The sequence below is a fragment of the Pseudomonas sp. R151218B TE3479 genome (assembly GCF_053629195.1).
Genome location: NZ_JBRJHV010000001.1, coordinates 2,892,105 through 2,904,867 on the forward strand (window position 1 = coordinate 2,892,105; position 12,763 = coordinate 2,904,867).

The following is a 12,763-nucleotide window of genomic DNA, read 5'->3' on the forward strand; positions in this document are numbered from 1 at the left end:
GCCGGGAGTCTATCAACCCTCGCGCAATACTGTCAGCGGGCTGGCGTTGAGCGCCCGGCGGGTGCCGAACACCCCGGCCGCGCCGATCAACAAAGCCCCCAGCAACGGCAATACCAACAGCCATGGATGCGGATGCCAGGGCAGGTCGAAGGCGTACCGGTAAAGCACCAGGCTCACCAGTTCCGAACCCAGGGCCGCAAGCAGGCCACTGACGGCGCCCAACAGGCCGAACTCGATGCGCCGGGCCTTGACCAGCAGGGGCCGTTCGGCGCCCAGTGCGCGCAACAGCGCGCCTTGGCGGATTCGTTCGTCGAGGGTCGCCTGCAGGCCGGAGAACAACACCGCCATTCCCGCCGCCAGCACGAACAGCAACACGTACTCCACGGCCAGGGTCACCTGGGCCAGGATGCTGCGCAGTTGTTCGAGCAAGGCCTCGACTTGCAGGATCGTCACCGCCGGAAAGGCCCTGGACAGGTCGACGATCTGTTGGTCGTGTCCCGGCGCCAGGTAGAAACTGGTGAGGTAGGTCGCCGGCAGGTCTTTCAATGTACCGGGTTGGAAGATCATGAAGAAGTTGGGTTGGAAATTGTCCCAGTTGATTTCCCGCAGGCTGGTGACCTTGGCTTCACGGTTGACGCCGCCCACGCTGAAGACCAGGCGGTCACCCAACTTGATCTTGAGGTTATCGGCCACTTTGCCTTCCACCGAAACCCCCGGGACATCGTCCGCAGGTTGCTGCGGCCACCAGGTCCCTGCGGTGACGACGTTGCCCGCTGGCAGCTCCGCGGCCCAGGTCAGGCTCAGGTCGCGCTGCAGCGCCCGGTCACCCGCCGAGTCCTTGGTGACGAACTCCGTGGCCGGTTCGCCATTGATGCTGATGAGGCGTCCGGGCACCACGGGGTAGAGCGGGGCCGAATGTGCGGACAATTCCAGCAGTTTGTCGGTGAAGGCCTGCTTGTCGTTGGGCAGGATGTTCAGGGCGAAGTAGTTCGGCGCGTTTTTGGGCAACTGGTTTTGCCAGGTGTCCAGCAATTCACCACGCAGCAACGCGATCAACGCCATGGACAACAGGATCAGGCCGAACGCCAAGGCTTGACCGGCGGCTGCCAAGGGATGGCGCAGCAATTGGCCGAGGCCCAGGCGCCAGGGCAGGGCGGCGCGGGCCAGCAGGCGACGCAGGCTCTGGAGCAGCAGCAACAACAAGCCGCCGAGCACCAGCGCGGCAACGACGCCACCGCCCAGCAGGGCGAAGGTCAGGACCAGGTCCAGGCTCAGGCGCCACATGATCAGGCCCAGGGCACCCAATGCGGCACCGTAGATCACCCAGGAGCTGGAGGGGATCGGCAGCATGTCCCGGCGCAGCACGCGCAACGGTGGCACTCGTCCCAGCGCAGCCAGTGGCGGCAGGGCGAACCCCGCCAGCGCCACCAGCCCGGTGCCGATCCCGGCGATTGCCGGCAGCAGACCACCCGGCGGAACGGTGGTGGGCAGCAGGTCATGCAGCAGGGCGAACAGGCCGAGTTGGGCGACCCAGCCGAGCAGGGCGCCGCTGATACTGGCGAGCAGGCCCAGCACCGTCAATTGCAGGCTGAACAGCACCATGGTTTCCCGGCGTGAAAGGCCCAGGCAGCGCAGCAGCGCGCTGGCATCGAAGCGTCGGGTGGCAAAGCGGTTGGCCGAGAGCGCGACGGCGACCCCGGATAGCAACACCGCCACCAGACTGGCCATGTTCAGGTAGCGCTCGGCCTTGCCCAGGGCGCCGCCGATCTGACGGTTGCCGTCGCGGGCATCCTGCAGGCGCTGGTTGGCTTCAAGGCCAGGCTTGACCAGGTCGCGGTAGGTTTGCAAGGCCGGTGCCGGACCGCGCCACAGGTCGCGATAGCTGACACGGCTGCCCGGTTGCACCACGCCGGTGGCCTCCAGGTCCTTGAGGTTGATCAGCACTCGCGGGGTGAGGCTGTAGAAATTGCCGGCGCGATCCGGTTCATAGGTCAGCACTCGGGCCAACCGCAGGGTTTGGTTGCCAACGTCGATGCTGTCGCCGATCTTCAGGTCCAGTGCCGTCAGCAGCCGTGCCTCGACCCAGGCCTCGCCAGGGTTCGGACGTCCGCCGGTTTCTTCCGGCGCGAACGGGGCGGGGCTGCTTTTCAGCTCGCCGCGCAATGGGTAGCGGTCATCGGCCGCCTTGACGCTGGACAACTGGATGCCATTGTCGGTGGCCACGACACTGGAGAACTCCACCACCCGGGCGTGTTCCAGGCCCAGTTCGGTGCCGCTACGGATCTGCTCAGGACGGGCCGGCGAGCTGCCTTCGAGCAGCAGGTCGGCACCGAGGAATTCGGTGGCGCGCATCATCATCGCGCCGTTGAGGCGGGCACCGAAGTAGCCGATGGCGGTACTTGCCGCCACCGCCACCAGCAGGGCGAAGAACAACACCCGCAACTCACCGGCGCGGGCATCGCGAAGCAATTGACGGACAGCGAGACTGAACAGGCGCAACAGCGGCAAACGTGCCATCAAGGCTCCAGAGGGGCGACCATCTCGCCGGCTTCAAGTCGGATCAGGCGCCGGCAGCGATGGGCCAGGCGTTCATCATGGGTGACCAGCACCAGGGTCGTGCCGCGTTCCTTGTTCAGTTCGAACAGCAGGTCGCTGATGCGCTCGCCGGTGTGGCTGTCGAGGTTGCCGGTGGGCTCGTCGGCAAACAGCACGTCGGGCTCGGCGGCAAAGGCGCGGGCAATCGCCACCCGTTGCTGTTCGCCGCCGGAGAGCTGGCGCGGTGAATGGGTCAGGCGCTGGCCCAGGCCGACGCGCTGCAACAGTTGTGTGGCGCGTTCACGGGCATCCTTGCGGCCGTCCAGTTCCAGCGGCAGCATGACGTTTTCCAGTGCATTGAGGCTGTCGAGCAACTGGAACGACTGGAACACGAAACCGACATGCTCGGCGCGGATCCGCGCACGCTGGTCTTCATCCAGTGCGCTGAGGGCCTGGCCGGCGAGTGTGACCTCGCCGCTGCTGGGCAGGTCGAGGCCGGCCAGCAGGCCCAGGAGGGTGGATTTGCCGGAACCGGACGCGCCGACGATGGCCAGGCTGTCGCCTTTGTTCAGTTCCAGGCTGAGTTCGTGCAGGATGGTCAGTTCACCTTCCGCGCTGGCGACCACTTTGCTAAGGTCCGTCGCGGTGAGAATGCTTGAGCCCATGGAGAATCCGATGCGTGTGTGGTTTTTGAGTGCCGGCCTGGCCTTGATGTGCATGGTCCAGAACGCAGCGGCGGGTACAGTCCTGATCGTTGGCGATAGTATCAGCGCGGCTTTCGGCCTGGATACCCGGCAAGGTTGGGTAGCGTTGCTCGAGCAACGGCTCAAGGCCGAGGGGTTTGACGATAAAGTGGTCAATGCCTCCATCAGTGGGGACACCAGCGCCGGAGGCCAGGCGCGGCTGCCGGCGCTGCTTGCAGCCCATAAACCGGACCTGGTGATCCTGGAGCTGGGTGGCAACGATGGCTTGCGCGGGCAACCGCCAACGCAATTGCAACAAAACCTTGCAGCGATGATCGACAGTTCCCGGGCAAGCGGTGCCAAGGTGTTATTGCTGGGCATGCAACTGCCGCCCAATTACGGGCGCCGATACACCGATGCCTTCGCCCGGGTCTACAGCACCCTGGCCGAGGAGAAAAAAGTGCCGCTGGTGCCGTTTTTCCTCAAGGACATCGGAGGTGTTCCCGGAATGATGCAAGGCGACGGATTGCACCCGTCCGTCGCCGCCCAGGGCAAGTTGCTGGAAAATGTCTGGCCGACGCTGAAACCGCTGCTTTGACGCTTTTCTACCAGCGGGCTTTCGGCTAATGTGGCGCCCCCGATTTGGAGCCCCCGATGCCGCGTCCCGCCTGGTCCCTGTTTGCCTACCAACTGATCGAGCCCGACGAGCAGCTGGATCTGTTCGCCTGCCAGGAAGTACGGGTGCATCTGGTGACCCGGCAGTTGGAACTCGGTGGCTCGGCCGACCGGACCCTCTGCGGTAGCCTGCTGCCGGCCCAGCCGCGCTGGTCGAGCGTCGATCGCAAGATTTTCCAGGATCATCGCCTGTGCTCGCTGTGCCGGGCGATCCTGGAATCCCAGAAGCGCGGCACCTCGCCGATCTGGCCGGAGCTGCGGTTCGAGTTGTAATCCCTCAGCGCGTGCCATGACCCGCGCCCCTGTGGGAGCCGAGCTTGCTCGCGATAGCGGTGGCACTGCTTGCATCGAGGGTGAATGTACCGCCGTCATCGCGAGCAAGCTCGGCTCCCACAGGGCGCGGGGTGAATGCCCCAAAAAAACTGCTGTGCATCGGACGCCGCCTTGCCGCTCTCCCCGAAATAACGGGTGGCAGTGTACAATCGCCGCTTTCATACCCCTTGTTCGATCTGCGAAGGATTTCCCGGATGTTGCCGCGCTTGTCTGCCGTCGCCCGCTGCCTGTCTCTTGCCGCCCTGTGTATGGCGGGCCCCGTTGCCGCACTCGAACTGCCTCTGCCACCGCCGGGTGAAGACATCATTGGCCAGGTGCAAGTCATCAAGGCCAAATACGAAGATACCTTTGCCGACCTGGGCACCACCTATGACCTGGGTTACAGCGAGATGGTCGCCGCCAACCCTGGAGTCGATCCCTGGTTGCCGGGCGCTGGCACCGAGATCGTGCTGCCCACTCGCTTCATCCTGCCGCCGGGCCCGCGCGAGGGTATCGTGATCAACCTGGCCGAGTACCGTCTCTACTATTTCCCCAAGGGGCGGAACGTGGTGTACACCTTCCCGTTGGGGATTGGCCGTGAGGGCTGGGGGTCGCCGATCGCCCACACCAGCATCATCGCCAAGACACCGAACCCGACCTGGACTCCGCCCGCATCGATCAAGGCCGAACACGCTGCCGACGGCGACCCGTTGCCGAATGTCGTGCCCGCCGGGCCTGATAACCCGCTGGGCCCTTTCAAGTTCACACTGGGCACCCCGGGCTACCTGATCCATGGTTCGAACAAGAAGTTCGGCATCGGCATGCGGACCAGCCACGGTTGCTTCAGGATGTTCAACAACAACGTACTGGAAATGGCCAGCATGGTGCCGGTGGGCACGTCGGTGCGGATCATCAACGACCCCTACAAGCTGGGCTTGAGTGGCGGCAAGGTGTACCTGGAAGCGCATACACCACTGGACGACAAGGGCAACCCGTCGGTGGTGGACAAGCACACCGCGGTGATCAATGCGATGCTCAAGCGCGAAGACATCACCAGTAACCTGCGCATGAACTGGGATGTGGTGCGGGACGTGGTGGCGGCCGAAGATGGCCTGCCGGTGGAGATTGCCGTTCCCAATACCTCGGCACCGATGGTCTCGAGCGCGCCGATCGACTTGCAGCAGTAAAACTCGAAAGCAACCCGCCGACGTTTCGCGATGTCGGCGGGTTTTTTATCGCCTGCTTAAACGCCAAGCAATAAAAAAGCCGACCCAAAAATGGGTCGGCTCGATAACAATCCCGAAGGACTATTACTTGCGGCTAGCTTTTTCCAGCATGCGCAGAGCACGCTCGTTAGCTTCGTCAGCAGTCTGTTGTGCTTTTTGAGCAGCAGCCAGAGCTTCATCAGCTTTACGGTAAGCTTCGTCTGCACGAGCCTGGGAACGAGCTGCTGCGTCTTCGGTAGCAGTCAGACGTGCTTCGGTTTCTTTCGATGCGCTGCTGCAACCGGTAGCCAGAACTGCGGCCAGGGCCAGAGCAGAGAATTTCAGAACGTTGTTCATCGGTTTCCCCTTCAAGGACTTTCTATTAGTGACTGTCTCCCCAGACTGAGGAGTTAGCCGGCGTACATACTACCCATTACTTGTAGTAAGTAAACTGACGTAGCGCAAGAAGCAAAAAAATTGTAGGCGGTGATTCTTTTTCGAGCAACTTTTCTTAGGGTTGTTGAAAAAATATACAGCCCCAAGCCCTTGGCAGGAGCGCGTCGACGAAGAAAAGTTCCGCGGCGGGGGAGAACTCTTGCAGCCCTCGCTAACGTCGTTGTTTATTGATTCACCTACACTTTTGTACATTTTTTGTGCAACGTCCCAGGCATCTTTATTGGTATTGGCGGTGACTTTAACTACGCGCGCTCGTCTCAAGACTCAACAACTGGCGATGTTCAGCTATTGCACCGTGACCGACTACCGCTCGACGATGGCGCTCAATCGATAAACCCGACCAGGTTTACCCCTTCGATGACAGGCGTGCCTTGAGCATTTGCGTCATTGGTGCCTACTATTCACGACGTGCTCGGGTTTGAGCGGATCGATTTTGGCGCTCGGTGACCAGGAAGGCACGGGGTGGCGTAGATGTTCCTTCGCCGGAAAAACATCGGTAAGGTAGGGGTCGGCATTCAGACCCGCGAGGAGTAGTGATGAGCGAGGCGGTTACCATCCACCATGACCAGGCTGGTCATCAGTTCGAGACCAATGTGGACGGTCATCGTGCCTATCTGACCTATATGGACCTGGGCAAGCAGACCCTGGATATCTATCGCACCTTCGTGCCCAACGCCTTGCGCGGCCGGGGCATCGCGGCAGCGCTGACCGAAAGGGCGCTGCAGTACGCTGAAGAGATGGGCTACACGGTGATCCCGTCCTGCTCTTACGTGGAGCGTTACATGGAGCGTCACCAGCGGCACGCGGCGAAGCTCTGAGAAAACGGATTCCCCATAAAAAAACGCCAGACTGAAAAGTCCGGCGTTTTTTTATGCCTTAAAGAGAGCAAAAGATCGCAGGCTTCGCCAGCTCCTACATCCCCAGCCCAAATACATGTAGGAGCTGTGCAGGAGCTGTCGAGTGAAACGAGGCTGCGATCTTTTCAACTACGCTGCCGCTTCGGCAACACGTCCTTGAGTTTGGCGTGCATGCTGCGCAAGGTGTTCTCGGTCGCGCTCCAGTCGATGCAGGCATCGGTGATGGAGACGCCGTACTGCAAGTCGGCGAGGTCTTTCGGGATTGCCTGGCAGCCCCAGTTCAAGTGGCTTTCGACCATCAGGCCGATAATCGACTGGTTGCCTTCCAGGATCTGGTTGGCCACGTTCTCCATCACCAGCGGTTGCAGCGCCGGGTCCTTGTTGGAGTTGGCGTGGCTGCAATCGACCATGATGTTCGGCTTGATCTTGGCTTTGTTCAGCGCCTGCTCACACAGCGCGACGCTGACCGAATCATAGTTCGGCTTGCCGTTGCCGCCGCGCAGCACCACGTGACCGTAGGCGTTGCCCTTGGTGGTGACGATCGACACGCCACCCTCCTGGTTGATGCCCAGGAAGCGGTGTGGGCTGGAAACCGACTGCAAGGCGTTGATCGCCACGGTGAGACCGCCGTCGGTGCCGTTCTTGAAGCCCACCGCCGACGACAGGCCGGAGGCCATTTCGCGGTGGGTCTGGGATTCGGTGGTGCGCGCGCCGATGGCCGACCAGCTGATCAAGTCCTGCAAGTACTGCGGCGAGATCGGGTCCAGGGCTTCGGTGGCGGTGGGCAGGCCCATTTCCGCCAGGTCCAGCAGCAACTGGCGACCGATGTGCAGGCCGTCCTGGATCTTGAAGGAGTCATCCAGGTATGGGTCGTTGATCAGGCCTTTCCAGCCGACGGTGGTCCGCGGTTTCTCGAAATACACGCGCATGACCAGGTACAAGGTGTCGGAGACTTCCGCCGCCAACACTTTCAGGCGCTCGGCGTATTCGTGGGCGGCCTTGATGTCATGGATCGAGCAGGGGCCGATGACCACGAACAGGCGATGGTCGGTGCCGTCCAGGATGTTGCGAATGACTTCCCGGCCCTTGGCCACGGTGCGCAGGGCAGCGTCGCTCAGGGGGATATCGCGCTTGAGCTGGTCAGGCGTGATGAGGGTCTCGTTGGAGGCGACGTTAAGGTCATTGATCGGTAAATCAGCCATCGTGTTACTCGTCAGGTCACGGGTGCCGGCCGCCAGCGATCCCCGCGCGGCGGTGCACAGCGAATTTTAAGCGCGTCGGGGAGCCGAACCTTATCGCGTTACGAGGTGGCTCGACAATGGGCTGGGCCCGGTTTAATTGCGGCAAGGGAGCTTGCTCCCGCTGGACTCGTAGGAGCTGTCGAGCGAAGCGAGGCTGCGATCTTTCCAAAGCCGATTGAGTCGTGAGCGAAAGATCAAAAGATCGCAGGCTTCGCCAGCTCCTACAGAACCAGGCTGTGTAATGATGTGCAGGGGCTTTTTACCAGGGGAGTTGAAACGATGCAGGCAGGGGTTAAACCGCGGATCGGGATGATCGGCACCGGGGCGATTGGCGGGTTTTATGGCGTGATGCTGGCGCGCGCCGGTTTTGACGTGCACTTTCTACTGCGCAGCGAGTTTGCTGCCGTGGCCGAAGCCGGTTTGCGAATCGACAGCGCGGTCCATGGCGCGCTGGCCCTCGACCCCGTCCAGGCCTATCGCTCGGCAGCCGATATGCCGCCCTGTGACTGGCTGCTGGTCGGCGCCAAGACCACCAGCAATGCCGACCTGGCTCCGGCCATTGCCCAGGCTGCCGCTGACGGGGCAAAAGTCCTGTTGCTGCAGAACGGCCTGGACGTCGAGGACGATCTTCGACCGTTGTTGCCCGATTCGCTGCATCTGCTGGGTGGCCTGTGCCTGATCTGCGTGCATCGCGTCGGCCCTGGCGTCATCGCCCACCAGGCACTTGGCGCGGTCAACGTCGGTTATCACAGCGGTCCCTGTGCCGATCAGGCGCAACGCATGGCGATCGTCGAAGAGGCGGCGACGTTGTTCCGCAGCGCCGGTATCGAGGCCCAGGCCATGCCTGGCTTGCAACAGGCGCGCTGGCAGAAGCTGGTGTGGAATGTGCCGTACAACGGTCTTTCGGTTTTGTTGGGCGCCAGTACCACGCCGTTGATGGCCAGCGACCATAGCCGCGAATTGATCCAGGCGCTGATGGCGGAGGTGGTCCGCGGTGCGCAAGCCTGCGGGTATCACATTGCGCCGGGTTATGCCGAGTACCTGTTCGCGATGACCGAGAAGATGCCCGACTACTGGCCGAGCATGCACCACGATTACTCCCACAAGCGGCCGCTGGAGCTGGACGCGATCTACGGCCGGCCATTGGCGGCGGCGAAAGCGGCAGGGTGTGAGCTGCCGAAAATCGAAGCTTTGTATCAGGCGTTGGCGTTCATGGATCGCTGTAACCGCTGAGCGGGGCGAAAGGGGAGTGGCATGGCAAACAACATCGACGACAAACTGGTGCTGGCGATTTCGTCGCGGGCGTTGTTCGACCTGAGGGAAAGCCACAAGGTGTACCTGTCGAGTGGCGTCGAGGCTTATCGGCAATACCAGATCGAGCATGAAGACGAAGTTCTGGCGCCCGGTGACGCGTTCGCCCTCGTGCAGAAACTGCTGGACCTCAACGAGCACCTGGGGCGTGCCCGGGTCGAGGTGATCCTGGTGTCGCGCAACAGTGCCGACACCGGCCTTAGGGTGTTCAACTCGATCCATCATTATGGGCTGGCGATTTCGCGCGCGGCCTTCGTTGGCGGCCGCAGTCCTTACCCGTACCTCAAGGCATTCGGCTGCGACCTGTTCTTGTCCACCCACGCTGAAGACGTGCGCAGCGCCCTGGACGCCGGATTTGCCGCGGCGACTATCCTGTCGGGTGGGGCCAGTCGCGCCGCCAGCTCAGAACTGCGCATTGCCTTCGACGGCGATGCCGTGCTGTTTTCCGATGAGTCGGAGCGTGTCTACCAGGCCGGTGGTCTGGAAGCTTTCCAGGCCAGCGAGCGACAGGCTGCCCGTGAGCCGCTGCGAGGCGGGCCGTTCAAGGGCTTCCTGGCGGCACTCAACGCGCTGCAGCGCGAATTTCCCGAGGACGCCTGCCCCATCCGTACGGCCTTGGTGACCGCCCGTTCGGCACCGGCCCACGAGCGGGTCATCCGGACTTTGCGTGAGTGGGATATCCGTTTGGACGAGTCGCTGTTTCTCGGCGGCCTGACCAAATCGGCTTTCCTGGAGGCCTTTGCCGCCGATGTGTTTTTCGATGACCAGACCGGCCACTGCGAATTGGCCCGGGAGGTCGTCGCCACCGGTCACGTGCCCCATGGCATCAGTAACGAAATAAAGCCCTGACTGCCTCTGAGTCGGGACGTCAGGCCGCACGTCGCAGTCCCCAAGGCGCTGCTAAGCTGAATCAATCTCCGCCATTCTGGCACGTGAGGAGGTCACATGATTCGTTCGATGCTGTACGCCACAGACCTGGGCCTTTATGCCCCTTATGTGATGCAGCATGCCTTGGCGCTGGCACGGACGTTTGAAGCCGAGTTGTATGTGGTGCATGCGGTAGAACCGATGGGGCTGTTCGCCGAATCGGTGTTGCAAAGCTATCTCGATGAGCAGGCGCTGAACGAATTTCATCGCCAAGGTCTGAATACGGTGATGGCCAATATCGAACAGCGGGTGCTCGACAGTTTCCGTGAGGAATTGGGGGAAGGGCAACAGGACTTGAAACTGATCAGGTCGGTCAGGGTGTACCAGGGCGATCCTTCCCAGGTCATCCTGGAGCAGGCTGCGAAACTCTCCGTGGATTTGCTGATCGTAGGCAGTCATTGCCAAGGGGCGAACGGTGAAACCCCTTTGGGCAGGACCGCTGCCCGGGTATTGCAGTTATCCCGGGTACCGGTCTACCTGGTACCGCTGGTCCAGCGTCGACGTCAGGGCGAGGCTTGAGGCTAAATGATGGCGTTCTATAAAAAGTTCTAGATTTATTGTCGAAACCTTCCATATAGTTATATACCGTCGCTGATGCCCGTGGCGTCCAACTGCTTTGAGGGATACATATGAAGCTTCAACAACTGCGCTACATCTGGGAAGTGGCGCACCACGACCTCAACGTTTCCGCTACTGCCCAAAGCCTCTACACGTCGCAACCCGGCATCAGCAAGCAGATCCGCCTGTTGGAAGACGAACTGGGCGTCGAAGTCTTCGCCCGCAGCGGCAAGCACCTGACCCGCGTGACACCGGCCGGTGAGCGAATCATCACCACGGCTGGCGAGATCCTGCGCAAGGTCGAAAGCATCAAGCAGATCGCCCAGGAATTCTCCAACGAGAAAAAAGGCACCTTGTCGATCGCCACCACCCACACCCAGGCCCGCTATGCGCTGCCGCCGGTGATCAGCAACTTCATCAAGCAATACCCCGATGTGGCGCTGCACATGCACCAGGGGTCGCCGATGCAGATCGCCGAGATGGCTGCCGACGGCACGGTGGATTTCGCCATTGCCACCGAGGCCCTGGAGCTGTTCGGGGACCTGGTGATGATGCCGTGCTACCGCTGGAATCGCTGCGTGGTCGTGCCCCAGGGGCATCCGTTGACCAAGCTGCCGAAGCTGACCCTCGAAGCCCTGGCCGAATACCCGATCGTCACCTACGTATTCGGTTTCACCGGTCGTTCCAAGCTCGACGAAGCCTTCAGCCATCGTGGCCTGACGCCGAAAGTGGTGTTCACCGCCGCCGACGCCGACGTGATCAAGACTTACGTCCGCCTGGGCCTGGGCGTGGGCATCGTCGCGAAGATGGCCGTCGATACCAAGCTCGACAGTGACCTGGTGGTGCTGGATGCCAGCGAACTGTTCGAATCCAGCGTGACCAAGATCGGTTTCCGTCGTGGCACTTTCCTGCGCGGTTTCATGTGCGATTTCATCGAGAAATTCGCGCCGCACCTGACCCGGGAAGTGATGGCCAAGGCCATCCAGTGCCACAACAAGCAGGAACTCGAAGAGTTGTTCGACGGCGTCGAACTGCCGGTGCACTAAAAAACGTGACCTGCCTAGATCGCCTCGGTGACAGTGAACTGTTGCCGGGCGCCTGCGACCACGATCTCCACCTCATCCCCTTCGAACTTGCCCAGCAGGCCTCGGCCCAACGGTGAGCGAGGGGTGATGACGGTGATCGGCTGACCTACCAGCGAGACCTTCAAGCCTGCCGCATCCGGCCCGAGGAAGAGCCATTGCTGGCGGCCATGCTCATCTTCCAGTCCGATCAATGTGCCGACCTGAACGCCGCGCTGCTCGTCGTAAGGCCTCAATGTCAGGTTTTGACAAAGGGTGAGCGCCTGGCGGATTTCTTCCACGCGCCGGGCTTGTCCGGCGGCGAGATAGGACGCCTCGAGGCCCAGGGTGTCGTATTTGTTCTCGGCGATGTTTTCTTCGTGGGTCGCGGTTTCGTAGGCGGTTTGCGCGGCGCGTTCGGCGATATCGAGATCAATCTCGAGCTTGTCGAGAATCAACTGGTGGACGGTCTGTTTGTTCATGTCATTCGCAGAATTGCAGCACGTTGGCGCGACTTTTTTCACTGGGCGCAGTCTGGTCCTGTTGCAGCCAGAACTGGCACTTGGGGTTGGACAGGTTGCGAGGATTGCTGCGGGCCTGATCAAGCGCCTGACGCTGCTCGTTCCTTTGCAGGTTCTGCTGGTATTGCTCGAACATCGGCGTGGGCGGCTCGGGGGGCGGTTGTACCACCGGTGGTTGCGCCAGTTGATGGACGGCGGCGGCCACCGGTGCCAGCTGTTCGTTGAACAGGAATCTGGACAGTAGCCAGCCCGTCAACACGATGGCCAGGAACCCCAGCCACAAGCCCAGGGCAATGCTGAGGGTCAATTGCAAAGCCGTAAGGCGCGAGGGTATCGAGTGATCGGGCATGGCTGCTTCCTGGCAGGGTCATGGGCAGGCGCTGATTGTCGCATGAAGATTAATCGCCGTCGGCTCTTCTGC

At 61.7% G+C, this 12,763-nt stretch carries 14 protein-coding genes; 8 read left to right on the top strand and 6 right to left on the bottom strand.

Annotation, left to right across the window (positions count from 1 at the left end):
• Positions 1 to 12: 12 nt before the first annotated feature.
• Both AB7M32_RS12945 and AB7M32_RS12950 read right to left on the bottom strand, forming a co-directional pair.
• Positions 13 to 2,517, bottom strand: a complete 2,505-nt coding sequence (locus tag AB7M32_RS12945) for an ABC transporter permease (RefSeq protein WP_454250118.1) — start codon at positions 2,515 to 2,517, stop codon at positions 13 to 15.
• On the bottom strand, positions 2,517 to 3,200 hold the full coding sequence (locus AB7M32_RS12950) for an ABC transporter ATP-binding protein (protein ID WP_060738553.1): 684 nt from the start codon (positions 3,198 to 3,200) through the stop codon (positions 2,517 to 2,519). The genes AB7M32_RS12945 and AB7M32_RS12950 overlap by 1 nt, the downstream gene beginning before the upstream one ends.
• A 10-nt stretch (positions 3,201 to 3,210) precedes the next feature.
• On the opposite strand from AB7M32_RS12950, the gene AB7M32_RS12955 reads away from it, so the two are divergent.
• From AB7M32_RS12955 to AB7M32_RS12965, 3 genes are all read left to right on the top strand, one after another.
• Positions 3,211 to 3,816 carry an arylesterase gene (locus AB7M32_RS12955; protein ID WP_454250119.1) on the top strand — a complete coding sequence of 202 codons (606 nt, stop codon included), beginning with the start codon at positions 3,211 to 3,213 and terminating at the stop codon, positions 3,814 to 3,816.
• Between the two features lie 56 nt (positions 3,817 to 3,872).
• Entirely contained in the window at positions 3,873 to 4,166 is a 294-nt protein-coding gene (locus AB7M32_RS12960; RefSeq protein ID WP_003199347.1) for a hypothetical protein, read from the top strand.
• 254 nt (positions 4,167 to 4,420) lie between these two features.
• Entirely contained in the window at positions 4,421 to 5,392 is a 972-nt protein-coding gene (locus AB7M32_RS12965) for a L,D-transpeptidase family protein (RefSeq protein ID WP_454250120.1), read from the top strand.
• A gap of 123 nt (positions 5,393 to 5,515) precedes the next feature.
• Here AB7M32_RS12965 and oprI read toward each other — a convergent pair whose 3' ends face one another.
• Positions 5,516 to 5,767 (bottom strand): outer membrane lipoprotei OprI, encoded by a 252-nt coding sequence (gene oprI / locus AB7M32_RS12970; protein WP_003183784.1) that lies wholly within the window; start codon positions 5,765 to 5,767, stop codon positions 5,516 to 5,518.
• 635 nt (positions 5,768 to 6,402) lie between these two features.
• Between oprI and AB7M32_RS12975 the strand changes: the two genes are divergently transcribed.
• Positions 6,403 to 6,684, top strand: a complete 282-nt coding sequence (locus tag AB7M32_RS12975; protein WP_053120470.1) for a GNAT family N-acetyltransferase — start codon at positions 6,403 to 6,405, stop codon at positions 6,682 to 6,684.
• Positions 6,685 to 6,848: 164 nt separating this feature from the next.
• On the opposite strand, the gene AB7M32_RS12980 is transcribed toward AB7M32_RS12975, so the two are convergent.
• Complete coding sequence (locus AB7M32_RS12980; RefSeq protein WP_072408349.1) at positions 6,849 to 7,925, bottom strand: 3-deoxy-7-phosphoheptulonate synthase; 1,077 nt, start codon at positions 7,923 to 7,925, stop codon at positions 6,849 to 6,851.
• 318 nt (positions 7,926 to 8,243) lie between these two features.
• On the opposite strand from AB7M32_RS12980, the gene AB7M32_RS12985 reads away from it, so the two are divergent.
• The 4 genes from AB7M32_RS12985 (at position 8,244) to cysB (ending at position 11,806) form a co-directional block, all read left to right on the top strand.
• Positions 8,244 to 9,197: a putative 2-dehydropantoate 2-reductase gene (locus AB7M32_RS12985; RefSeq protein ID WP_454250121.1), complete on the top strand. Its 954-nt coding sequence runs from the start codon at positions 8,244 to 8,246 to the stop codon at positions 9,195 to 9,197.
• A gap of 21 nt (positions 9,198 to 9,218) precedes the next feature.
• On the top strand, positions 9,219 to 10,124 hold the full coding sequence (locus AB7M32_RS12990; protein ID WP_454250122.1) for a 5'-nucleotidase: 906 nt from the start codon (positions 9,219 to 9,221) through the stop codon (positions 10,122 to 10,124).
• Positions 10,125 to 10,220: 96 nt separating this feature from the next.
• Positions 10,221 to 10,721: a universal stress protein gene (locus AB7M32_RS12995; RefSeq protein WP_060738547.1), complete on the top strand. Its 501-nt coding sequence runs from the start codon at positions 10,221 to 10,223 to the stop codon at positions 10,719 to 10,721.
• A 110-nt stretch (positions 10,722 to 10,831) separates the two neighbouring features.
• Positions 10,832 to 11,806, top strand: coding sequence for an HTH-type transcriptional regulator CysB (gene cysB, locus AB7M32_RS13000; RefSeq protein WP_003199376.1), 975 nt, complete (start codon positions 10,832 to 10,834; stop codon positions 11,804 to 11,806).
• Positions 11,807 to 11,820: 14 nt separating this feature from the next.
• On the opposite strand, the gene AB7M32_RS13005 is transcribed toward cysB, so the two are convergent.
• On the bottom strand, positions 11,821 to 12,303 hold the full coding sequence (locus tag AB7M32_RS13005) for a GreA/GreB family elongation factor (protein WP_060738546.1): 483 nt from the start codon (positions 12,301 to 12,303) through the stop codon (positions 11,821 to 11,823).
• Position 12,304: 1 nt separating this feature from the next.
• Complete coding sequence (locus AB7M32_RS13010; RefSeq protein WP_454250123.1) at positions 12,305 to 12,691, bottom strand: hypothetical protein; 387 nt, start codon at positions 12,689 to 12,691, stop codon at positions 12,305 to 12,307.
• Between the last annotated feature and the right edge of the window lie 72 nt (positions 12,692 to 12,763).

Excerpts from the sequence above, each read along its gene's own strand:
- AB7M32_RS12945 (WP_454250118.1), bottom strand. The coding sequence starts at position 2,517 with ATGGCACGTTTGCCGCTGTTGCGCCTGTTCAGTCTCGCTGTCCGTCAA.
- AB7M32_RS12950 (WP_060738553.1), bottom strand. The coding sequence starts at position 3,200 with ATGGGCTCAAGCATTCTCACCGCGACGGACCTTAGCAAAGTGGTCGCC.
- AB7M32_RS12955 (WP_454250119.1), top strand. The coding sequence starts at position 3,211 with ATGCGTGTGTGGTTTTTGAGTGCCGGCCTGGCCTTGATGTGCATGGTC.
- AB7M32_RS12960 (WP_003199347.1), top strand. The coding sequence starts at position 3,873 with ATGCCGCGTCCCGCCTGGTCCCTGTTTGCCTACCAACTGATCGAGCCC.
- AB7M32_RS12965 (WP_454250120.1), top strand. The coding sequence starts at position 4,421 with ATGTTGCCGCGCTTGTCTGCCGTCGCCCGCTGCCTGTCTCTTGCCGCC.
- oprI (WP_003183784.1), bottom strand. The coding sequence starts at position 5,767 with ATGAACAACGTTCTGAAATTCTCTGCTCTGGCCCTGGCCGCAGTTCTG.
- AB7M32_RS12975 (WP_053120470.1), top strand. The coding sequence starts at position 6,403 with ATGAGCGAGGCGGTTACCATCCACCATGACCAGGCTGGTCATCAGTTC.
- AB7M32_RS12980 (WP_072408349.1), bottom strand. The coding sequence starts at position 7,925 with ATGGCTGATTTACCGATCAATGACCTTAACGTCGCCTCCAACGAGACC.
- AB7M32_RS12985 (WP_454250121.1), top strand. The coding sequence starts at position 8,244 with ATGCAGGCAGGGGTTAAACCGCGGATCGGGATGATCGGCACCGGGGCG.
- AB7M32_RS12990 (WP_454250122.1), top strand. The coding sequence starts at position 9,219 with ATGGCAAACAACATCGACGACAAACTGGTGCTGGCGATTTCGTCGCGG.
- AB7M32_RS12995 (WP_060738547.1), top strand. The coding sequence starts at position 10,221 with ATGATTCGTTCGATGCTGTACGCCACAGACCTGGGCCTTTATGCCCCT.
- cysB (WP_003199376.1), top strand. The coding sequence starts at position 10,832 with ATGAAGCTTCAACAACTGCGCTACATCTGGGAAGTGGCGCACCACGAC.
- AB7M32_RS13005 (WP_060738546.1), bottom strand. The coding sequence starts at position 12,303 with ATGAACAAACAGACCGTCCACCAGTTGATTCTCGACAAGCTCGAGATT.
- AB7M32_RS13010 (WP_454250123.1), bottom strand. The coding sequence starts at position 12,691 with ATGCCCGATCACTCGATACCCTCGCGCCTTACGGCTTTGCAATTGACC.